This window comes from Eggerthella lenta DSM 2243 (genome assembly GCF_000024265.1).
In the GTDB taxonomy this organism is placed as follows: Bacteria; Actinomycetota; Coriobacteriia; order Coriobacteriales; family Eggerthellaceae; genus Eggerthella; species Eggerthella lenta.
The window spans coordinates 1,584,710-1,606,204 of record NC_013204.1; the positions used below are offsets into that span (position 1 = coordinate 1,584,710).

Below are 21,495 nucleotides of genomic sequence, written 5' to 3' on the forward strand. Positions count from 1 at the left end.
CGTCGCGCCGACATCGGCGCGCGCCGGCTTATGGCAGCGTGGAGCCCGGCGGCCTGAGGACGTGCCGGTTGCCATCTAGCGGCAAAGGCCGATTTGGAAACAATGCGCGTTGCATGAACGGTCGGTTTGCATTTTCCTCTTGACTTGGAGCCGGCTCGAAGGAATAGGATCGGTTCGTCAGACAGTCGAGACGAGAGGAAAGGCACAATGGCGAAACGCATTCTGGTGGTGGCGGCGAGCCCGCGCAAGGACGGCAACTCTGATCTTCTGTGCGAGCGGTTCATCGAAGGGGCGCTCGAGGCGGGCAACATCGTGGAGGAGGTGTTCCTGCGCGAGCAGGTCATCGGCTTCTGCCGCGCGTGCGATTACTGCCGCGACCGCGACGGGGCGTGCGCGCTGCGCGACGACGCCGCATCCGTGCTGGACAAGATGGCCGAGGCCGACGTCGTCGTGCTGGCCACGCCCGTGTACTTCTACACGATGGACGCCCAGATGAAGGTGCTCATCGATCGCACTGTGGCGCGCTATGCGACGCTTGCGAACAAGGAGTTCTACTTCATTGCGACGATGGCCGACGGCGACAAGGCGCTCATGGAGCGCACGTTCGAGGGCCTGCGCGGATTCACCGACTGCCTGCCAGGCGCCGTCGAGCGCGGCGTCGTGTGCGGGGCGGGCGCGTGGGCGAAGGGCGACATCGAGGGGAGTCCCGCCATGGACGAGGCGTACGAGATGGGCCTGCGCGCGTAAGCGCATGCCGCGAACGAAAGGAAACCCAATGGACATGAAGGAGAGCCTGGGCCCTGCAGCGGTGTTCCCGCTGGGCGAGGAGAACGAGGCGTACGCGCAGTACTTCGTCGGCAAAAGCTATCTGGCGCCGCTGACCGGGGCGGACGCGGGCGTGGGGGTGAGCAACGTGACGTTCGAGCCGGGATGCCGCAACCATTGGCACGTGCACCATGCGGGAGGCCAGATACTGCTGGTCACGGGCGGGCGCGGCTACTACCAGGAATGGGGTCGGCCTGCGCGAGAGCTCGAGCCGGGCGACGTGGTGAGCATCCCGCCCGAGACGAAGCATTGGCACGGGGCGGCGCCGGACAGCTGGTTTTCGCACGTGGCCATCGCCGTGCCGGCCGAAGGCGCGTCGAACGAGTGGCTGGAGCCCGTCTCGGACGAGGACTACGCCGCGCTGGCGTAGGAGGGGATCGCGGCTTGCTGCTCCGGCCGCGTCGGCCCGGCCCGTCCGTTTCGCGCAACGGTGCGGAGGGGGAGGAGGCTAGCCGATATAGGAGCTTTCTGCGATTGAAGAACCCGTTTCACCGCAAGCGGCTTCTTCCGGTATCATAGACAAGTTGCGCCTGCGGGCGCAGCACCGCACCGAACTGCAAGCAGAAAGCGCGCACGCACCATGATCATGCAGCTTGAACATATCTCGAAGTCGTTCGGAGGGCGCCAGCTCTTCCGCGACGTGACGTTCCGCCTGGAAGAATACGAGCGCCTGGCGCTCGTGGGCCCGAACGGCGCCGGCAAGACCACTATGCTCAACATCATCTCGGGCGCCGAGGATCCCGACGAGGGCCGGGTGCTGTTCGCGAAGGGCGCGCGCGTGGGCTACCTCGAGCAGGAGGCCATCGAGATGGCCGACCAGCCCATCTTCGAGGAGGTCATGTCCTCGCAGGTGGAGGTGCTGGAAGCCGAGCGCCGCCTGCACAAGCTGGAGGCCGAGCTGGGCGAGGCCCCCACGCCGCAGCAGCTTGCTGCCGCCGGGCGCGCCCGCGACGCCTACGAGGTGCTGGGCGGCTACACCATCGAGGCGAAGGTGCGCAGCGTCATGTTCGGCCTGGGCTTCAAGGAGGACGACCTCGCGCGCTGCACCACCGAGTTCTCGGGCGGCTGGCAGATGCGTATCGCGCTGGCGAAGCTGCTCATCCGCAACCCCGAGGTGCTGCTGCTCGACGAGCCCACCAACCACCTCGACCTGGAGAGCGTGAAGTGGCTCGAGGGCTTTTTGCGCGGCTACGCGGGCACGGTCATCGTGGTCAGCCACGACCGCGCGTTCATGGACAACATGGTGGACCGCGTGGCCGAGGTGGACAACGGCCAGGTGAACCTCTACAAGGGCAACTACTCGGCCTACCTCAAAACGCGCGAGGAGCGCCTGGAGCGCCTGCGCGCCGAGGCGGCGAAGCAGGCCGAGGAGATCGCCCATATGGAGGCGTTCATCGAGAAGTTCCGCTACAAGGCCACGAAATCCAAGCAGGTGCAGGATCGCGTGAAGAAGCTCGAGAAGATCAAGCGCATCGAGCTTCCCGAGGAGAAGAAAACCGTCAAGTTCAACTTCAAGCAGCCGCCGCGCACGGGCGACGAGGTGGTGCGCGCCCGCGGTCTCGTGAAGCGCTACGGCGACAAGGCCGTGTACGACGGCTTCGACTTCACCATGTACCGCGGCGACAAGATCGCGCTCGTGGGCCCCAACGGCGCGGGCAAGTCGACGCTGCTCAAGATGATCGCGGGCGCCATCGAGCCCGATGCGGGCACCATCGAGTACGGCGTGCACGTGTCGAAGACCTACTACGCGCAGCACCAGCTGGAGGAGCTGCACCCCGGCAACACCGTGTTCGAAGAGCTCGACCGCGTGGCGCCGGGTTGGAGCGTCTCGCAGGTGCGCACGCTGCTGGGCGCGTTTTTGTTCACGGGCGACGCGGTGGACAAGAAGGTGAGCGTGCTGTCCGGTGGCGAGAAGAGCCGCCTCGCGCTGGCGAAGATGCTGGTGGCCCCGCGGCCGCTTCTGTGCCTCGACGAGCCGACGAACCATCTCGACATCGCCAGCGCCGACATCCTGGAGCAGGCGCTCAAGGTGTTCGAGGGCACGATACTCTTCATCACGCACGACCGTCACCTCATCCGCGGGGTGGCGAACCGCATCGTGGAGATCGAGCCCGGGCGCGCCACGAACTACGACGGCGACTACGACTACTACCTGTTCAAGAGCGGACAGCTGGACGGCGACGGCCCTAGCGGCCCGTCGCTTGTGGACGAGATGCTGGACGAAGGCCCCAAAGCGAAGGCGGCGGGGAAGGGCAAGGACGCCAAGGGTGCGAAAGGGAAGGCGGTTGCTAAGACTCCGGCTGCGGCGAGCGGGTCCCAAGCCGAGCTCACGGCGCCGCGCGCGAGTTCGCCCAAGACCAAGGAGCAGAAGCGCCGCGAGGCCGAGGCGCGCAACCGCGCCTACGCCGCGCTCAAGAACCATCGCAAGCGAATCGCCGAGCTGGACAAGCAGATGGAGCGCGACAACGCGCGCATGGCCGAGCTGCTGGAGCTCATGGCCGACCCCGCCTTCTACATCAACGAGGACGCCTCGTCTGACGCCGTGGCTGAGCACGCCAAGCTCAAGCAGCGCCTGGCCGCCGCCGAGGAGGAGTGGTTCCTGCTCACCGAGGAGCTGGAGGAAGAGATGGCGAGGCAGGCGGAGCAGCTGTGACGCGGCCTTTGAACATCGTGCTGGTGGAGCCGGAGATCCCGCAGAACACCGGCAATATCGCGCGTACGTGCGCCTGCACGGGAGCGCGGCTGCACCTCGTAGAGCCCATGGGATTTCGCCTGACGCAGAAGAACCTCGCGCGTGCGGGCTGCGACTACTGGGACGAGGTGGATATCGTGCGCTGGCCGTGCGCCGAGGCGTTCTTCGAGGCTCATGCGGCCGACGAGCTGCACCTGTTCACCGGGCAGGCCTGTCGCGGGTTCGGCGACGTGGCGTACGGGGAGGGATCCTTCCTCGTGTTCGGCCGCGAGAGCCGGGGCCTGCCCCTCGGCCTCATCGAGGCGCACGCGAACCGCTGCGTGCGCATACCCATGCGCGAGGGCCTGCGCAGCCTCAACCTGTCCAACGCCGTGGCGGTGGCCGCCTACGAGGCCCTGCGTCAGCAAGGTTGGCCGGGGCTGGGGTAGGAGCTGCAGGTTGACCCAGCCGTCCAAGCGGGCATTTTCGCGCTTTAGCAAGATAAAGCGCGCGGAGGACGTGGAACGCGTGTATACTTGACCGCATTGTCTGCGTCACGTATCAAGGAGGTCGTTCCCATGGCTCGAGTGTACAACTTCTCCGCCGGTCCCGCCGTTCTGCCCGAGGAGGTGCTGCGCGAAGCCGCTGACGAGATGCTCGACTACCGCGGTTGCGGCATGTCCGTCATGGAGATGAGCCATCGCTCCAAGCCCTTCGCCGCCATCATGGAGGCCGCCGAGCAGGACATCCGCGACCTCATGGACATTCCCGACAACTACCGCGTGCTGTTCCTACAGGGCGGCGCGTCCACGCAGTTCGCGATGATCCCCATGAACCTCATGAAGAACAAGGTGGCCGACTACATCGTCAGCGGCTCGTGGTCGAAGAAGGCGTTCAAGGAAGCGAAGATCTTCGGCGATGCCCGCTGCGTCGCCTCCTCCGAGGACGAGAACTTCAGCTACGTGCCCGACGTGCGCGCCCTCCAGCTGTCCGACGACGCCGACTACGTCTACATCTGCCAGAACGAGACCATCTACGGCACCGTGTACCACGAGCTGCCCAACACGAACGGAAAACCGCTGGTGGCCGACGTGTCGTCGTGCTTCCTGTCCGAGCCCATGGACGTGTCGAAGTACGGCCTCATCTACGGCGGCGTTCAGAAGAACGTGGGCCCGGCCGGCGTGACTATCGTCATCATCCGCGACGACCTCGTGTCCGAGCCTTTGCCCGGCACGCCCACCATGCTGCGCTACGACACGCATGTCGACGCGAAGAGCCTGTACAACACCCCGCCCGCGTACGGCATCTACATGTGCGGCAAGGTGTTCCAGTGGCTGAAGGCCCAGGGCGGCCTCGAGGCCATGAAAGAGCGCAACGTTGAGAAGGCGCAGCTTCTGTATGACTTCCTTGACCAGAGCGCGCTGTTCAAGGGCACCGCGCGCAAAGAGGACCGCTCCATCATGAACGTGCCGTTCGTCACCGGAAGCGACGAGCTGGACGCGAAGTTCGTCGCCGAAGCGAAGAAGGTCGGCATCGAGAGCATCAAGGGCCACCGCAGCGTGGGCGGCATGCGCGCCAGCATCTACAACGCCATGCCCCGCGAAGGCGTCGAGGCCCTCGTGAGGTTCATGGGAGAGTTCGAGCGCGAGAACGCGTAGGCGACGGGAAACGCCTGCGATCGACGAAGCGCCCGGCCGACGGCCGGGCGCTTCTCATTGGGGCGATGGTGGACCGGGGCTCCTAGTACGCGCTCCAGCCGCCGTCGATGGTGAGGGTCTCGCCGTTGATGAAGCCGGCCTGGTCGGAGGCCAGGAACGCCGCGGCGGCGGAGATCTCCTCGGGGGTGCCGGAGCGGGTGGCGCCGGCGTAGCCCGTCGTTGCCTTCGCCATGCCGCGCTCGCTAGGCTGGCGCATCCCGACGCCGATGTTGGTCTGCGTGTTGCCGGGGCAGATAGCGTTGCAGCGGATGCCGGTGTCGGCGTACATGAACGCCACGTTCTTCGTCAGGCCCACAACGGCGAATTTCGAGGCCGTGTAGGCGCAGCCTCCTCGTCCGGCGCACAGGCCCGACAGCGACGCGGTGTTGATGATGACGCCGCCTTCGCCGCGCTCCATGAAGTAGCGGACGGCTTTGCGCGTGCCGTACATGACGCTGTTCAGGTTCACCTTCATGAGACGCTCCCATACGTCGTCATCCATCTCAGCGATGGGAAGCAGGTTGTCCATGATGCCGGCGTTGTTCACGATGATGTCCATCTGCCCGAACGTCTGGACGGCGCGGTCGACCATGCCCTCCACGTCGTCTCGGTTCGACACGTCCACCTTGACGACGTCCAGCTTGTCTCCGTACTCGGCCAGCTCCTGCTTGAGCGCGGCGAGAGCCTCCTCGTTGAGGTCGGCGGCCAGACAGCTTGCGCCCGCCTCCAGGAAGCGTTGGACGATGCTCTTGCCGATGCCGGAAGCGCCTCCGGTGATGACGGCGGTCTGACCTGCGAGAACGGGGTTGTGGCGTGCTTCTGACATGGCGATGGCTCCTTTTCGCGATCGGGAAATCATGCACGAAGCGTACCATGCGCGCCGGGTCGCGCTGAACCGGTTCCGCGGCGAAAGGCCTGTTCGGCGCTGAACGCGGGGCTCGCGCGACACGAGCGGCGCGAAAACGTTTTCCAGCGGCGCTGGCGCCGGGCATCTTCGCTCCAAAAACACGCCTCAGCGACTGAGGCGTGTTTTTGGAGCGAAGATGCGTTTCCGCATGCCGAGTCCGGCTTCGCGGCGTTCGCTCCTTGTGAAGTTTCCCTCCCGGCGCATGTCGCCCTCTGCGGTTGCGGTAGACTGATCGCACTATGATTTCGATACCCTACCTCATATGCTCCATTCTGAGCTTCGTGCCCGCCATCGTGTGCCACGAGGCGTGCCACGGCTTCGCCGCCTACAAGCTGGGCGATCCCACGGCCAAGCGCGCGGGACGGCTGTCGTTCAACCCGCTCAAGCACATCGACCCCTTCGGCACGGTCATCATGCCGCTTCTGCTCATGGCCATGAACATGCCGGTGTTCGGCTACGCGAAGCCGGTGCCGTACAACCCAGCCTACTTCAAGGACCCGCGCAAGGGCGACCTCATCGTGGGCCTCGCCGGGCCTGCGGCCAACCTCGTGCTGGCCGTCCTGGGCGCAGTCGTGTACACGCTCGTCATGCTCGTGCTGCCGGTGAGCGCGCTGGCGCAGAACGACGTCTTCTACTACTTCCTCACGTTGTTCCTTCCCATGTTTTCGCTCATCAACCTGTACCTCATGTTCTTCAACCTGCTGCCCATCCCGCCGCTGGACGGCTCGTCCATCTTCGCGTTCTTCCTGCCGCAGAAGTATCTGCCGCAGTATTACAAAGTGCAGCGCTACGCGATGCCGGTGTTCCTCATCGTGGTGCTCCTCGTGCCGTACGTGCTGCATTTCAATCCTATCGGCATCTATCTGGACGCGACGGCCGGCAACGTGTTCGACCTGCTGTTCTCCTTTGGCAGGTAGCAGGGCGGCTCCATGTCGTACAAGGTTCGCATAGACAGCTTCGAGGGGCCGTTCGACCTTTTGCTGTACCTGGTCAGCCGGCAGAAGGTGGATATCGGCGCTATCTCCATCACGCAGATCGCCGATCAGTACCTTGCCGAGGTGTCGCGCATGGACAACCTCGATCTCGACGTGGCAAGCGACTTTCTGTTGGTGGCTTCCACGCTGCTGGAGATCAAGGCCGAAAGCCTGCTGCCGCGCGAGCGCGACGCGGTGGCCGAAGAGTTCGAGGAGCTGGCGCCCAGCGAGGCGCGCGACATCCTCGTTGAGCGTCTGCTGGCCTACAAGCAGTACAAGAACGCTGCCAGCGCGCTGCACATGCGCTTCGTGTCCGAGGGACGCATGCATCCGCGCCCGTTCGGGCCCGACGCGTGCTTCCTGAACCTCATGCCCGACTACCTGAAGGACGTCACGATGGACGGCCTGGCGCTGCTGGCCGCCCGCGCCTTCGCGCGCCGCGACGTGTTCCTGCTGGAATCGGAGCACATCGCCGCGAAGCCCATTCCCGTGGAGGTGCACGTGCGCGCCATCCACCAGCGCATCCAGAACAAGAAGACGCTGCGCTTCTCGGAACTGGTGGACGAGCGCACGCCGGTGCCGGTGGTGGTGGTGACGTTCCTGGCTGTGCTCGAGCTGTACAAGCGCGCCATGGTGAAGATCGAGCAGGCCGAGCTGTTCGGCGATATCGACATACGCTACATCGAAGGGTCGGGCGAGCTCGTGCTCACGGGCGATGACTCGCTGACCTCGGTGGAGGAGGGGTAGGATCCATGTTCCAAGGCTTGCAGGACAACCAGCTGAAGGGCGCGATCGAAGCCATGCTGTTCGTCACGGACGAGCCGGTGGGCACCATCGCGTTGGCCGACATGCTGGAGGTGGAGCCTGGCCAGGCGGAACGCGCGCTCGTGGAGCTGCGGGATCAGCTGGAAGGCGAGAACCGCGGCATCCAGTTGCGCGAGGTGGCCGGCGGCTGGCGGCTGTACACGCACCCCGCCTACCACGAGCTCATTGAGCGCTACGTGCTGTCGTGGGACACGCGCAAGCTGTCGCAGGCGGCCATGGAGACGCTCGCCATCGTTGCGTACCTGCAGCCGGTGACGCGCTCGGGCGTGGCCTCGGTGCGCGGCGTGAACTCCGACAGCTCCATCAACTCGCTCGTTGAGAAGGGGCTCGTGCGCGAGGCGGGCGTAGCCGACGCGCCCGGCAACCCCACGCTTTACGCTACCACGCGCGCGTTCTTGGAGAAGTTCGGCCTGCGCTCCACGGCCGACCTGCCCGATCTCGACCAGTTCGCGCCCGACGATGACACGCGCGCGTTCATCCGCGAGCGCTTGAGCGCCACGCGCGAGGACGCGTTTGTCGCCGATGACGCGCGCCTGGACGGCGATGAGGCCGATCCTCTGGACGGCGTGCGCTTCGAGCTGGACGACGAAGGACCGGGGAGCATCGCGGAAAGTCCGCGCGAGGAAGCGGCCTCCGACGCGGCTCAGCAGATGCTCGCCGAGGCTATGGCCAGCGGGTTCGGCCTCGTGGAGAAGATCGACTTCGACAACCTGACGTTCGAGACGGACGATGAGTAGGCCTTCCGCGCTCGGCGCCGGCGGCGGCAATGCCCAGTCGCTCGGACAGTCCTCGCTTCGCTGCGGAACTCGCTTGGTGGGCACCGCCGCCGCCGGCGCCGAGCGCCGTGCGTCTTGCGTCGTCGTCTCGAACGACGGGTTTCCGAAGATCGGAGGCAGGAGGTGAGCGACATGGGGGAATGTGGGGATCGTGTCGTTCCCATGCGGTTGCAGAAGTTCCTTGCTCGGGCGGGGGCGGCTAGCCGGCGGGGGTCGGAGAACCTTATGACGGCGGGGCGCGTGACCGTGAACGGCAAGGTGGTGACCGAGCTGGGAAGCAAGGTGGATCCGCTCGTGGACGAGGTAGCGGTGGACGGCGCGGTCGTGCGCCTGGCCGACGGGCCCGTCACCATCATGCTGCACAAGCCGGCCGGGTTCGTCACCACCATGTCCGATCCGCAGGGACGGCGTACCGTGGCCGAGCTCGTGCCGACCGAACGCTATCCGGGGCTGTTCCCCATCGGGCGGCTGGACTTCGACACCACGGGCCTGCTGCTGTTCTCCACCGACGGCGAGCTGGGCAACGGCCTGCTGCATCCGAAGCATCATGTGACGAAGCGCTACCTGGCCTGCGTCGAGGGTCGTCCGACCGAGCGCGATCTGGCGCTTCTGCGGCGCGGCATCGAGCTGGACGACGGCCCGACGCAGCCAGCCGACGTGCGCGTGGTGGAGGGCGGGGCGGCTCGCCATGCCGAGCGTCTGCTGGAGATCCCCGCCGCCGTGCCGCCGCGCTCCTCGAAGGAGTATGCGGCCGTGTGCGAAGGGCGCGCGACGCGACGCTCCATCGTGCGCTTGGGCATCCGCGAGGGCCGTAAGCGCCAGGTGAAGCGCATGCTGGCCGCCGTCGGCCATCCGGTGCTGGCGCTTCATCGCGATTCGTTCGGCCCGCTCGAGCTGGGCGATCTGCCGCGCGGGGCGTGGCGCGCGCTCGATGCCGAAGAAGTGGCGGCGCTCCACCAGGCCATCGGACGTGCCGAATAATGCTAGAATGAAACCCGCAGGAGACCGCGCAGCGGGAGCCTGCGGAACACGGAATGAACCCCTATGCTAGAAAGGCGCTCCCGTTTCATGGCACACCAGCATACAACGCAACCTGATCAGGCGTTTCGCCGTATAGCGGTGGTAGGTTTCGGACTGGTGGGCGCCTCGTTCGCCGCCGCTGTGCGCGCGGCGTATCCCGACACGCGGGTGCTGGCTGTCGACATCGACGAACGCACGCTGGCCGAAGCCGTCGAGCGCGGCTGGGCCACGGACGGCGCGCTGCCCGACGACCCTGCGTTCGAACGCTTCGTCGGCGACGGCTGCGACCTCGTGGTGCTCGCTACGCCCGTCGGCGCGGCGGAGCGCTACTTCGAAGACCTCGCGCGGTGGGGCTATCGCGGCATCGTCACCGACACCGCCTCCACGAAAGCGCGCATCACGGCTTTGGCCGAGCGCGTCCTGCCGCATCCCGAGAACTTCGTGCCCGGGCATCCCATGGCCGGCTCGGAGGTGAACGGCATCGAAGGCGCGCGACCCGACCTGTTCAAGGGCGCGCACTGGATCCTCTGTCCCGACGCCGACACGCCCGCCGAGCACTTCCCGCGCCTGCACGAGCTGGTCACCTCCATCGGCGCGCGCGTCATCGCGCTGCCGCGCGAGGACCACGACGAGGCGGTGGCCGTGGTCAGCCACGTGCCGCATATTATGGCGTCCTCGCTCGTGCAGCTGGCCAGCCGCCACGCCGACGACCAGCAGGCGCTCATGCGCCTGGCCGCCGGAGGCTTCAAGGACTCCACGCGCATCGCGGCCGGTTCGCCCGAGCTGTGGTGCGGCATCGCCTTCGACAACAAGGACGCGCTGTCCGACGGGCTCGACGAGATCCAGGGCATCATCGGCGCGTTCGCCGACGCGCTGGCATCCGACGACCGCGCGTCGCTCACTGCGCTTTTGGCCGACGCGGCGGCCGCGCGCCGCGCGCTGCCGGCCGCCTGGGTGCCCTCGACGGAGCGTCTGCTGGAAGTGCGCATCCCCATGGAGGACCGTCCGGGCGTCGTGGCCGAGGTGACCACCGTCACCAGCTCGGTGGGGTGCAACATCCAATCCATCGAGATCGACCACGTCACGGAGGACAGCGCCGTGCTCAGCCTCGTGCTCACCGACGAGGGCGATATCGGCCAGCTGTCCGCCCAGCTCATCAACGCAGGATTCTCAGTATCGTTCAGTCCCTTGACGGCAAAGGAGCATACCCATGTCGCATGAAGCAAACGCCACCGTCGTCAACCCGCTGCCGGCGCCCCTGCGCGGCTCGGCCTCGGTCCCGGGCGACAAGTCCATATCGCACCGCGCCGTGCTGTTCGCCGCCATGGCCGAGGGCACCTCGCGGCTTTCGGGCGTGCTCGACTCCGAGGACGTGCGCTCGTCCATCAGGGCCGTAGGCCAGCTGGGCGCGCAGGTGTCGCTCGAGAAGCAGCCCGACGGCAGCTTGGCGGGAGGCGTCACGGGGTGGGGCGCCGCCGGCCCCTCGCAGCCCGAGGCTCCCATCGACTGCGGCAACTCCGGCACCACGGTGCGCCTGCTCATGGGCGTGCTGGCGCCGTGGAACGTGCGCGTGGAGCTGACGGGCGACGACTCGCTGCAGCGCCGTCCCATGCGCCGCATCACCGCGCCGCTCATGAAGATGGGCGCGCGCTTCGAGCCCGAAGGGCGCGAGACGCTGCCGCTCACGGTGTGCGGCTCCGAGGGCCTGCGCGCGATAACCTACGACGCCCCCATGGCGTCGGCCCAGCTCAAAACCGCGGTGCTGCTGGCCGGCGTGTATGCGCGGGGCACGACGACGCTCAACGAGCCCTCGCCCTCGCGCAACCATACCGAGCTCATGCTGCCCGAATTCGGCGTGACCACCACAGCGGCCGACCGCACGGCCAGCGTGACGGGTCCCGCTGCGCTTCGGGCCTGCGAGGTGCAGGTGCCGGGCGATCCGTCTTCGGCGGCGTTCCTCGTCTGCGCTGCCGTGTTGAAGCCCGACAGCTCCATCCAGGTGGAGAACGTCAGCTTGAACACCGCGCGCATCGGGTTTACGCGCACGCTCGAGCGCATGGGCGCCGATATCAGCGTGCGTCACACGGGAGCGGCGGGCAAGGAGCCCTACGGCATCGTTTCGGCGTGCTACACGCCGAACCTGCATGGGTGCGAGGTGCCGGCCGACAAGATCGCCACCATCGTCGACGAAGTGCCGGTGTTGGCGGTCGTGGCGGCTCACGCGCGCGGCGTCACCGTGTTCCGCGAGGTCAGCGAGTTGCGCGTGAAAGAGACCGACCGCCTGGCCGCCATCGTGGAGGGGCTTGAGACTCTCGGTGTGGACGCGTGGATCGACGGCAACGACCTGTTCGTGGAAGGCCAGCCGGGCTTGCAAGTGCCCGTCGGCGCCGCATTCGACTCGAAGAACGACCACCGTCTGGCCATGACCTGGGCGCTCGCCGGCCTGTGCGGCAACGCTCCCGTCGAAGTGGAGAACTTCGACTCCGTGAAAATCAGCTATCCGCAGTTCCTCACCGATATCGAAAGGTTGGCACGATGATCATTGCCATCGATGGCCCCAGCGGGGCCGGCAAGTCCACGGTCGCGAAGGCCGTCGCCCGCGAGCTGGGCTTCTCCTGCCTCGACACGGGCGCGATGTACCGCGCCGTCGCCTGGCGGGCGTTGCAGGACGGGGTTCCCTTCGACGACGACGAAGCGCTCGGCCGCCTCGCGCGCGCCCACGACATCGCCTTCGCGCACGAGGAGGGCGAGCCGGTTCCTCGCCGCGTTTCCATCGGCGGCATCGACGTGACCGATGCCATCCGCACGGCCGAGATCGACCGCGCCGTGAGCCCCGTGTCGGCCGCGCCCTCCGTGCGCGCGGCGCTCGTTGAGCAGCAGCAGCGCATCGGCCGCGCGGGCGACTACGTGGTGGAGGGCCGCGACATCGGCACCACCGTGTTCCCCGAGGCTCCGGTGAAGGTGTTCCTCACCGCATCGGCTGAGGAGCGCGCGCATCGCCGCGTGCGCCAGAACGTCGACCGCGGCGTGGGCTCCGTCGACTACGACGAGGTGCTCACCGACATCCGCCGTCGCGACGATCAGGACTCCTCGCGCGCCACCTCGCCTTTGCGCCCGGCCGACGATGCCGTGCGCCTGGATTCCACCGGCCGCTACATCGAAGAGGTCATCGAGGACATTTGCTCCCTTGCTCTACGAGCAAGGGAAAGAGCCGATGCTGCGGCTTCCACCAGCACCCGATCCGCGGAAACCCTCGCTGACCTTATGAACGACCAGGAGGGTTCCTGTCGATGAGCCTGTTCCTCCCGTACGAGAAGATGTGGGATATGCCGCTGGGCGGCACGTCCGACGAGAAGCAGGTGCCGCACTGGGCCGGCAACCTCATCTGGGGCTTCTTGGCTTTCGTGTTCAAGATCTGCTTCCGCTACCGGGTCGACCACCGCGAGAGTTTGCGCGGTTTCAAGGACAAGACCGGGGTGGTGGTCGTCGGCAACCATACGTCGTTCCTCGACGTGGCGTTTATGTACCTGGCCGGACGGCCCTCGCAGTGGGTGCGCTTCCTCGGGCGCGAGAACCTGTTCGGCAACGCGCACGGCCTGGTGGGCCAGGTGCTGTCGCGCGTGGGCGCGTTTCCCATCAAGCGCGACGCGGCCGACCGCACCGCCATCAAGCGCGCCACGCGCATGCTGAAGAGCAACGAGATCGTGGGGATCATGCCCGAGGGAACCCGTCGCGGCAAAAGCGATCGCACGCCCGAGCTGCACTCGGGAGCCGCGTTCATCGCGAAGATGGGGCACGCGCCCATCCTTCCCATGACCGTGCGCAACGCCGAGCACGTGAAGCACAAGGGCGAGCGCTTCCGTTTCCCGAAGATCACCATCGAGTACGGCGACCCCGTCCTCGTCGAAGACTTCGACTTCCTGCCGAAGGAAGACCGCTTGGACGGCTGCTCGTGGTACGCCATGCGCGAGTGCTTCGCGCTGTCGCTGAATGTGCCGCGCGAGCAGGTGGACATGCCGGCGCTGTTCCCCGGCGGCAAGGACTTCACGGCCGTGTTCGCCGAGCACCCCGTCCCGCATCATACGACGGCCGAGGTCGTCGCCGGCATCGAGGCCAAGGCGGCCGCGAAGGCCGCGAAGGCGGCGAAGGTTCAGGAGGTCGCATGAGAGTGGTGAAGGCAAGCTACGCCGGGGCGTGCTACGGCGTGCAGCGCGCGCTCGACATGGCCGTCGAGGCCAGCGCCAGCGGCGAGGGCGCATCCACGTTGGGCCCGCTCATCCACAATCCGCAGGTGGTGGCCGAACTGGCGGCGCGCGGCATCCGCGCGGTCGACGGCCCCGAGAACGTCGAGCGCGGCTCGGTGATCATCCGCAGTCACGGCGTGACCCCCGCGGTGCGCCGCGCGGTTGAAGAACGCGAGCTGCCCCTCATCGACGCCACGTGCCCGCACGTCGCCCGCGCACAGAAGGCCGCCGCCGATCTCGCACGCCGCTGCGGCTGCGTCGTGGTGGTGGGGGAGGAGGGCCATCCCGAGGTGGAAGGCCTTGTGGCCTACGCGCGCGAAGCGGGGGGCGAGGTGTTCGTGGTCGCCGCCCCGGGCGACCTGTCTGCGAGCATCGAGGCGCCGGTGGGCATCGTCGTGCAGACGACGCAAACCCGCGAGGCGCTGGACGCGGTGGTCGAGGCGCTCGCCGCGCGCGGCATCCGGCCCGAGGTGAAGAACACCATCTGCTTCGCTACGCGCCAGCGCCAGGAATCGGCCGCGGCGCTCGCTGACGAGGTGGACGCCATCGTGGTCATCGGCGGCCGCAACTCGTCGAACACCACGCGCCTGGCCGACATCTGCGCCGCCGCGTGCCCGCGCACCCACCACGTGGAGGCGCCCGAGGAGCTGGATCCCTCCTGGTTCGTCGGCTGCGAGAGCGTCGGCGTCACCGCCGGAGCCTCCACTCCCGAAGACCAGATAGCCGCCATCGTGGAGCGTCTGGAGGCGCTGTGAGCGCGGATGCCGGAGCGCGTCCGATGCCGCCGGTGTACCCGTCGGGCGATATCGATCGCGAGGCGGCGGCCAGGCAGCGCGGCGGCTGCGGCGCGCTGCGCGAGGCGCCGCGGGCTCTCGTGATCGCCGTCGCGCCCGACAGCCCGGCCGACGATGCGGGGTTCGAGCCTGGATGCTACGTGACCACGGTGGACGGCAGGCCCGTGCGCGACCTCATCGACTGGCGCTGGCTTGCGGCCGACGACGTCATGGATCTGGGCTACGTCGATCTCGACGGCGACGAGGGCGTCGTGGAACTGGAGCGCGAGGAGGGCGAGGACTGGGGCTTCGAGTTCGAAGGCGTCGTGTTCGACGGCGTGAGGCAATGCCGCAACGCCTGCACGTTCTGCTTCATGCGCCAGCTGCCCGACGATATGCGCTCCTCGCTCACCTTACGCGACGACGATTTTCGCCTGAGCTTTCTCGCGGGCACCTTCGTCACGTTCACCAACCTGAAGCCCGAAGACGAACGGCGCATCGTCGAGCAGCGCATATCGCCTCTGCGCCTGTCGCTGCACGTGGCGGATCCGGAGGTGCGCCGACGCATGATCGGCAAGCACGCGCAGCACGGCATCGACGTGCTGGAGCGGCTGCTGGAAGCGGGCATCGAGTTCCACGCCCAGATCGTGCTCGTGCCCGACCAGAACGACGGCGCCGTGCTGGAAGACACGCTTGCCTGGGCGTACGCGCGCCCCGGCATTCTCGACGTGTGCATCGTGCCGCTGGGATTCACGAAGCACCAGAGCGTCTTCGACCGCAGCTTCAACGACCCCGTGTCGTCGCGCGCGGTGATGGACCTCGTCATTGCGTTCCAACGGCGCGCTCTGGCCGAGCGCGGCAGCATGTGGGCCTTCCCGGCCGACGAGTTCTACCATAACGCCTACGGCCCCGAGCTGTTGCGGAACCTGCCGCCGTCGGAGCACTACGGTGACTTCGGCATGTTCGAGGACGGCGTGGGCATCATCCGCTCGTTCGTTGACGACTGGAAAAGGGCAGAGCGCGCGGGGCTCGTCGAGCGTTGCGCCGCGGCTCTGCGCGCCGCCGACGCGCGCGTCCACTACGTGGCCGGCTGCGCGACGCGCCACTTCCTGGGCCCGCTCATCGATGCGAGCCCGCTCAAGGGGCTGCTGATCCCGCTGTTCGTGAAGAACGAGTTCTTCGGCGGCAACGTGGACGTGACGGGGCTTCTATGCGGCTGCGACATGGCCGATGCCGTGCGTGCCGAGCGCGAGCGCGGCTTGCAGCTGGCGCTCATCCCGCGCGTCGTGTTCAACGACGACGCGGTAACGCTCGATGACATGAGTTTGGAGGATATGGAAAAGCGGGCGGGCGCGCGCATGTCCGTGGTATCCTGTAACGCATCGGATTATCTCCTCGAGATCATCCACCTGGTCGGACGAACCGATCCGACCTCCTGACCGCACCAATCGAAGCAATCTGCGAGGTAGCAATATGCCTTTACCCATCGTCGCGGTGGTCGGACGGCCGAACGTCGGCAAGTCCACCTTCGTCAACCGCATAGCCCAGGCCGACGAGGCCATCGTCCACGAGATGCGCGGCGTCACGCGCGACCGCTCCTACCATGAGGCCGACTGGAACGGCGTCGACTTCAAGCTCATCGACACCGGCGGCATCGAGATGGGCGACGACGACGCCTTCCAGGGCTCCATCCGCAATCAAGCGCTGGCCGGCGCGAACGAGGCGGACGTCATCCTGTTCCTCGTGGACGGCAAGACCGGGGTCAACGCCGACGACGAGGCCGTTGCGCGCATCCTGCGCAAGACGTCCAAGCCCGTGTTCCTCGTGGTGAACAAGCTGGACACCCCGAACCGTATGGACGAGGTGTGGGAGTTCTACCAGCTAGGCCTGGGCGATCCGTGGCCGGTCTCGGCCATGCACGGCCACGGGACGGGCGACCTCTTGGACGAGGTCGTGAACGAGCTGAAGAAGGTGGACCTGCCCGCCGACGCCGACGAGGAAGACGGCATCAACGTGGCCATCATCGGCCGCCCGAACGCCGGCAAGTCGTCGCTCACGAACAAGCTCACCGCCAACGACCGCTCCATCGTCTCCGACGTGGCGGGCACCACGCGCGACGCCATCGACACCCATATCGTCCACGACGGCCAGCGCTACACCATCGTGGATACCGCGGGCCTGCGCCGCAAGAGCCAGATCGACGAGGACGTGGAGTACTACGGCTTCGTGCGCGCCATGCGAGCCATCGACCGCGCCAACGTTGCGCTGCTGGTCATAGACTCCACGCTGGGCCTCACCGATCAGGATCAACGCGTCGCCGGTTTCGCGGCCGAGCGCGGCTGCGCCATGGTCATCGTGCTGAACAAATGGGATCTCATCGAGGGGCCTGAGGCGAAGGCCGAGATCCGCGAGCGCATCGCCGACCGTCTCACGTTCGTAGGCTATGCTCCGGTCATCGCCATCTCGGCGCTCACGGGCAAGAAGGTCGATCGCATCTGGGACGCCGTGAACGCGGCCTATGAGAACTACAGTCAGACCATCCCCACGAACCGCCTGAACACGTGGCTTGCAGGCATCCGAGAGTTCGGACACACGGTGAGCAAGGGCAAGGCGGTGCTGCGCATGAAGTACGTCACGCAGACGGCTACGTGTCCGCCGCAGTTCACGTTCTTCGCGAACCGCCCGGACCTCGTGGACGACAACTTCGAGCGCTACCTCGAGAACCGCTTGCGCGAGAACTTCGAGCTCGTGGGCACGCCCATCAGGATCAAGTTCAAGAAGAAGGATTAGGGGTCATGGGGGATTTGCTGGTTGCGGCCGGCCTGTTCGTCGCCGCGTTCCTGTTGGGATCCATTCCCTTCGGGCTGATCATCTCGAAGGTGTTCTACCATACCGACCTGCGCGAGCACGGCAGCGGCAACATCGGCACCACCAACGCTATCCGCACGATGGGCAAGGTGGGCGGCTACGCCGTGTTCGTGCTGGACTTCGGCAAGGGCCTGCTGTCGGGCGTATTGGCTTGGGCGTTCAGCATGCAGTTCCTGCCGGGCGGCGGCCTTGAGCCCGGCGCGCTCGTCACGTACGACACCATGCTGGCCGTGGCGTTCCTCGGCTGCGTGTGGGGCCATATCTTCTGTCCGTGGCTTGGCTTCAAGGGCGGCAAGGGGATCGCGGTGGCCGTGGGCTGCCTGTTCGTGACGTTCGGCTGGATCGGCGCCTGCCTCGAGCTGCTCATCTTCATCGTGCTCGTCGTGGCGACGAAGCGCGTGTCCGTCGGCTCCATCGCGGCGGCTGCGGCCTGCCCGTTCTTCGCGCTGTACTTCTTCTGGGGCGATTGGCTGGCCTGGCTGTTCTGTACCGTCGCCGGCCTGACCGTGGTCTGGGCGCACCGCGAGAACATCAAGCGTCTGCGAGCCGGCACCGAAAGCAGGATCGGCGACAAGGGCAAGAAGAAGGAAGCGTAGGGAGCTCACATGAAGATCGCGGTTATCGGGGCGGGGTCGTGGGGGACGGCACTCGCGCAGCTGCTGGCATGCAACGGCAACGAGGTGGGGCTATGGGCCCGCAAGCCCGAGGTGGTGGAGGCCGTCAACGCCTCGCATGCGAACCCGCGCTACCTGAGCGAGGTGGAGCTTTCCCCGCGCATCGTGGCCACGACCTCCTACGAGGAGGCCTTGGCGGGCGCGCAGGCCGCCGTCATCGTGACGCCGTCGAGCGTCATGCGCGACGTGGCCGGCGTGCTGGCCGAGGCGGTGGACGACGATTTCCCGGTGATCATCTGCTCGAAGGGCGTCGAGGAGGGAAGCGGCCTGCTGCCCGTGGAGGTGTTCGAGGCCGAGATGGGCAACGCGAGCCGCCTGGCCGTGCTGTCGGGGCCGAATTTCGCCGCGGAGGTTATCCGGGGCATCCCGTCGGGCACCGTCATCGCCAGCTCCAACGAGGAGACTGCGGCGTTCTTCCAGCAGCTGTTCGCGTCCGAGACGTTCCGCACCTACGTCAGCGACGACGTGTGCGGCGTGGAGCTGTGCGCGGCGTTCAAGAACGTAATAGCCATCGCCGTGGGCGTGTCCTACGGCCTGGGGTACGGCGACAACACGGCTGCCATGCTCATGACGCGCGGCTTGGCCGAGATGAGCCGCCTCGTCGTGCGCTGCGGCGGGCAGGCCATCACCTGCATGGGGCTGGCCGGCACGGGCGACCTCGTGGCCACGTGCACCTCCGAGCATTCGCGCAACCGTCGTTTCGGCAAGCTTCTGGCCGAAGGCGGCACGCTCGAGGAGTTCGCCGCGCAGACGCACATGGTCGCCGAAGGGGCGCTCGCGTGCAAGACGCTCAAGACCCTGGCGGACTGCTACGACGTGGAGCTTCCCATCACCGACGTCGTGCGCAGCATCGCCTGGGAGGGCGCCGACCCTCACGATGTGGCCAAGACCCTCACCAGCCGTCCGCTCACCACCGAGTTCTACGGGCTCTAGCGCGTCAATCCACACCGAGGCAACAAGGCGTTGACCGGGGGTTCACCGAACGCGCGAGCGTATTGTCGCACGGCCACAGCGCGGGTACTCTAGTCCTTGCCAACCGAAAGGGCGGCTTTGACAATCTATCCGAGTGCCCGTCGTCTCGTCTCTCGTGTGAACCCCCCCCCTCTCTCTCACTCTCTCAAACCTTCGACGGGCCGTGAGCATGCGCACCTTCCCCCTTCTCCTCTGTGCGCACTGCATAGCCTCCCTCGGGTCCCCCCAACCCAAGGGAGGCTTTTTTACGCCCGCTCTTCGGCTTCCAAGTACTTCGATGCGTCCACGCCGAGCTTCGCCAGCTTCACGGCGCCGACCCATGGGGCGCCCGCGGAGGCGACGAGGCCCGGCTTGTAGGCGAGCATCGTCACGGTAGCATCGGCGGCGAACGTCGGCCGCGCCGCGGCTCCGGTTTGCGCCGAGAGGCCGCTGGGGACGTCTGCCGCCACGGCGAACGGGGCGTCCTTGGCTTTCGCAGGCAGCGAGCGCCGCGGCCGTTCGTGCTCGCCTCGCTCGTGCGTGCGCTTGCGATGCCGCCCGCGGCCCTTGCCGCGCTTCCCCTCGAAGCGCCGGCGGTTGGCGGCCCGTATCCATCCGGCGTACGGCTCGCGTACCTCGCCGCCGGAGAAACCGGTGCCCAGCAGCGCGTCCACCACGGCCTCGGCTTCGTCGACGGCATCGGCCAGCACGTCGGCGTCGGGCGCGATGAGCACGGACAGCGGAAGGCCGTCCTCGGCGGCTCGGGCGAACGTTTCCAGCGCCGCGGAACGCGCCGGTTCGGCATGCAGGCGCTCGGCCAGGTCGGGGGCGACCAGCGTCACGGGGTAGCCGGCCTCCGCCAGCACGCGGGCCGCCACCCACCCGTCGCCGCCGTTGTTGCCCGATCCTGAAAGCACCACGACCGGCGCCGGGTCGGGCACCCAGGCGCGCACCTCGTCGGCCACGGCACGCCCCGCCCGGTCCATGAGCTCGGCAAGGGGCGTGCCGTCCTCGGCCACGGCACGCTCGAGCGCGGCCATCTCGTCGACGTCGAGCACGCCGCGGCGCTCGCGCGCCAGCTCCACGCCGGCCTCCGTCATGACGCGCGTTCCCGACAGCACGCCGTTCAGCATGACGAACGACCGCTTCCTCGCGCCGGCTCGCACGGCGCGCACGGCCAGCGACACGGCCCAGGCCGTCATGAAGGCCGTCCACGCCCCCACGACGGCCGCCCGGTGTTCGGCGGCGAACGCCGCGAGGGCGTTCATCTCGCCGACCTGTGCCGCGTCGAGGTCCAGCACGCCGAACAGCAGCGCGAACGGCGCCCAGCCGAACAACGCCAACAGCCCGTAACGTGCGAGGTACTGGTACCAGCGCGCCGGGATCGCGTCCGTCCTCACGATGCGCAGCCTCAGCAGCTTCTGCGCCAGCGTCTGCCCGCGGGTGAGTGCGGGAACCAGCGCGAAGAACGCTGCGAACGATACCGCGTCCGCGGCCTGCACCGCCGTGCCCCAGCTCGCGCCGGCGGCCTCGACGGCTGCGCGAGCGCCCAGCGCTTCGGCTGCGGCCGTCGCCGCCCCGGCCGCAGCCAGGGTGATCGCCAGATCGATGAAGAACGACAGCGCGCGCTTCGTCACGCTGGCGCGCATGCCCGCCTCGCGCGCCTCCTCGTTCACGAGCCGGATGTCGGGCAGCACGCGCATCGCGGGCCCAACCGTCCAGAATCCGATCATCGCTCCCAGCGTGTTCAGCATGAGGTCGTCGACGTCGAACAGGCGGTACGGATGCTCGTAGAGGCCCCAGAGCCCGGTGAGCTGGGTCGTCTCGAACGACAGCGTCACCAGAAAACCGATGGCGAGCGTCTGCCACCACGTGCGGCGGAAATAGTAGCGCAGGTACATGCCCAGCGGCACCAGCAGCAGCACGTTGAAGAACGCCTCGTAGACGTACGGGTCGCGCAGCGCGGCCAGCCAGGTGGACGGATCGCTCAGCGAGAACGTCGTTTCGGCCAGGAACCCGCGCACGAAGTTGAGCGGCACGAGCTGCGGCGTCTGCGCGTAGGGCACGACGGCCGAGCGGTCTTCGGGCAACGGCAGCAGCACGAGGAAGTACGCGCATAAGAGGTAGAACGCGAACGAGTACACCACAAGCGTGCGCAGCCAGGGTATAGAGCCGAACCTGCGGTACTGGTAGATCATGTAGGGAAGGGTGATGAAGAAGGCGATCAGCGGAAACGAGAGCGCGGCGAACAGGATGTTGGAGACGTAGACGTTCATGCGGCAAGCGCCTT

At 67.3% G+C, this 21,495-nt stretch carries 20 protein-coding genes; 18 read left to right on the top strand and 2 right to left on the bottom strand.

Features of this window, described 5'->3' with window-relative positions; all coding sequences use genetic code 11:
- The first annotated feature begins 207 nt into the window (after positions 1-207).
- From ELEN_RS06605 to serC, 5 genes are all read left to right on the top strand, one after another.
- The gene (locus tag ELEN_RS06605) at positions 208-747 is read left to right on the top strand and encodes a flavodoxin family protein (protein WP_015760520.1); all 540 of its coding nucleotides are present in this window, start codon (positions 208-210) and stop codon (positions 745-747) included.
- Positions 748-775: 28 nt separating this feature from the next.
- The gene (locus ELEN_RS06610; protein WP_015760521.1) at positions 776-1,195 is read left to right on the top strand and encodes a cupin domain-containing protein; all 420 of its coding nucleotides are present in this window, start codon (positions 776-778) and stop codon (positions 1,193-1,195) included.
- A gap of 210 nt (positions 1,196-1,405) precedes the next feature.
- On the top strand, positions 1,406-3,478 hold the full coding sequence (locus ELEN_RS06615; protein WP_015760522.1) for an ABC-F family ATP-binding cassette domain-containing protein: 2,073 nt from the start codon (positions 1,406-1,408) through the stop codon (positions 3,476-3,478).
- The gene (locus ELEN_RS06620) at positions 3,475-3,945 is read left to right on the top strand and encodes a tRNA (cytidine(34)-2'-O)-methyltransferase (RefSeq protein WP_015760523.1); all 471 of its coding nucleotides are present in this window, start codon (positions 3,475-3,477) and stop codon (positions 3,943-3,945) included. The genes ELEN_RS06615 and ELEN_RS06620 overlap by 4 nt, the downstream gene beginning before the upstream one ends.
- A 129-nt stretch (positions 3,946-4,074) precedes the next feature.
- Entirely contained in the window at positions 4,075-5,154 is a 1,080-nt protein-coding gene (serC, locus tag ELEN_RS06625) for a 3-phosphoserine/phosphohydroxythreonine transaminase (RefSeq protein WP_015760524.1), read from the top strand.
- Between the two features lie 82 nt (positions 5,155-5,236).
- On the opposite strand, the gene ELEN_RS06630 is transcribed toward serC, so the two are convergent.
- Positions 5,237-6,019, bottom strand: a complete 783-nt coding sequence (locus ELEN_RS06630; RefSeq protein WP_015760525.1) for a glucose 1-dehydrogenase — start codon at positions 6,017-6,019, stop codon at positions 5,237-5,239.
- 320 nt (positions 6,020-6,339) lie between these two features.
- On the opposite strand from ELEN_RS06630, the gene ELEN_RS06635 reads away from it, so the two are divergent.
- The 13 genes from ELEN_RS06635 (at position 6,340) to ELEN_RS06695 (ending at position 19,187) form a co-directional block, all read left to right on the top strand.
- Positions 6,340-7,017: a site-2 protease family protein gene (locus ELEN_RS06635; RefSeq protein ID WP_009304545.1), complete on the top strand. Its 678-nt coding sequence runs from the start codon at positions 6,340-6,342 to the stop codon at positions 7,015-7,017.
- Positions 7,018-7,029: 12 nt separating this feature from the next.
- On the top strand, positions 7,030-7,821 hold the full coding sequence (locus tag ELEN_RS06640) for a segregation and condensation protein A (RefSeq protein ID WP_009304544.1): 792 nt from the start codon (positions 7,030-7,032) through the stop codon (positions 7,819-7,821).
- Between the two features lie 5 nt (positions 7,822-7,826).
- On the top strand, positions 7,827-8,636 hold the full coding sequence (scpB, locus tag ELEN_RS06645; RefSeq protein WP_015760526.1) for an SMC-Scp complex subunit ScpB: 810 nt from the start codon (positions 7,827-7,829) through the stop codon (positions 8,634-8,636).
- A 171-nt stretch (positions 8,637-8,807) separates the two neighbouring features.
- Entirely contained in the window at positions 8,808-9,656 is an 849-nt protein-coding gene (locus tag ELEN_RS06650) for a pseudouridine synthase (protein ID WP_015760528.1), read from the top strand.
- Positions 9,657-9,743: 87 nt separating this feature from the next.
- Positions 9,744-10,916: a prephenate dehydrogenase/arogenate dehydrogenase family protein gene (locus ELEN_RS06655; RefSeq protein ID WP_015760529.1), complete on the top strand. Its 1,173-nt coding sequence runs from the start codon at positions 9,744-9,746 to the stop codon at positions 10,914-10,916.
- Complete coding sequence (gene aroA / locus ELEN_RS06660) at positions 10,906-12,234, top strand: 3-phosphoshikimate 1-carboxyvinyltransferase (protein ID WP_015760530.1); 1,329 nt, start codon at positions 10,906-10,908, stop codon at positions 12,232-12,234. Before ELEN_RS06655 ends, aroA begins: the two co-directional genes overlap by 11 nt.
- Positions 12,231-12,989 carry a (d)CMP kinase gene (cmk, locus tag ELEN_RS06665; RefSeq protein WP_015760531.1) on the top strand — a complete coding sequence of 253 codons (759 nt, stop codon included), beginning with the start codon at positions 12,231-12,233 and terminating at the stop codon, positions 12,987-12,989. The genes aroA and cmk overlap by 4 nt, the downstream gene beginning before the upstream one ends.
- Positions 12,986-13,861 (top strand): lysophospholipid acyltransferase family protein, encoded by an 876-nt coding sequence (locus tag ELEN_RS06670; protein ID WP_015760532.1) that lies wholly within the window; start codon positions 12,986-12,988, stop codon positions 13,859-13,861. Before cmk ends, ELEN_RS06670 begins: the two co-directional genes overlap by 4 nt.
- The gene (ispH, locus tag ELEN_RS06675) at positions 13,858-14,694 is read left to right on the top strand and encodes a 4-hydroxy-3-methylbut-2-enyl diphosphate reductase (RefSeq protein ID WP_015760533.1); all 837 of its coding nucleotides are present in this window, start codon (positions 13,858-13,860) and stop codon (positions 14,692-14,694) included. The genes ELEN_RS06670 and ispH overlap by 4 nt, the downstream gene beginning before the upstream one ends.
- Before the next feature lie 23 nt (positions 14,695-14,717).
- On the top strand, positions 14,718-16,151 hold the full coding sequence (locus ELEN_RS06680) for a DUF512 domain-containing protein (RefSeq protein ID WP_015760534.1): 1,434 nt from the start codon (positions 14,718-14,720) through the stop codon (positions 16,149-16,151).
- A gap of 34 nt (positions 16,152-16,185) precedes the next feature.
- Positions 16,186-17,502 carry a ribosome biogenesis GTPase Der gene (gene der / locus ELEN_RS06685; protein ID WP_009304535.1) on the top strand — a complete coding sequence of 439 codons (1,317 nt, stop codon included), beginning with the start codon at positions 16,186-16,188 and terminating at the stop codon, positions 17,500-17,502.
- Between the two features lie 5 nt (positions 17,503-17,507).
- Positions 17,508-18,176 carry a glycerol-3-phosphate 1-O-acyltransferase PlsY gene (gene plsY / locus ELEN_RS06690; RefSeq protein ID WP_009304534.1) on the top strand — a complete coding sequence of 223 codons (669 nt, stop codon included), beginning with the start codon at positions 17,508-17,510 and terminating at the stop codon, positions 18,174-18,176.
- Between the two features lie 9 nt (positions 18,177-18,185).
- The gene (locus ELEN_RS06695) at positions 18,186-19,187 is read left to right on the top strand and encodes an NAD(P)H-dependent glycerol-3-phosphate dehydrogenase (protein ID WP_015760535.1); all 1,002 of its coding nucleotides are present in this window, start codon (positions 18,186-18,188) and stop codon (positions 19,185-19,187) included.
- Between the two features lie 284 nt (positions 19,188-19,471).
- Here ELEN_RS06695 and ELEN_RS06700 read toward each other — a convergent pair whose 3' ends face one another.
- A complete protein-coding gene (locus ELEN_RS06700) occupies positions 19,472-21,481 on the bottom strand; it encodes an NAD(P)H-hydrate epimerase (protein WP_015760536.1) in 2,010 nt (669 codons plus the stop codon).
- Positions 21,482-21,495 lie beyond the last annotated feature (14 nt).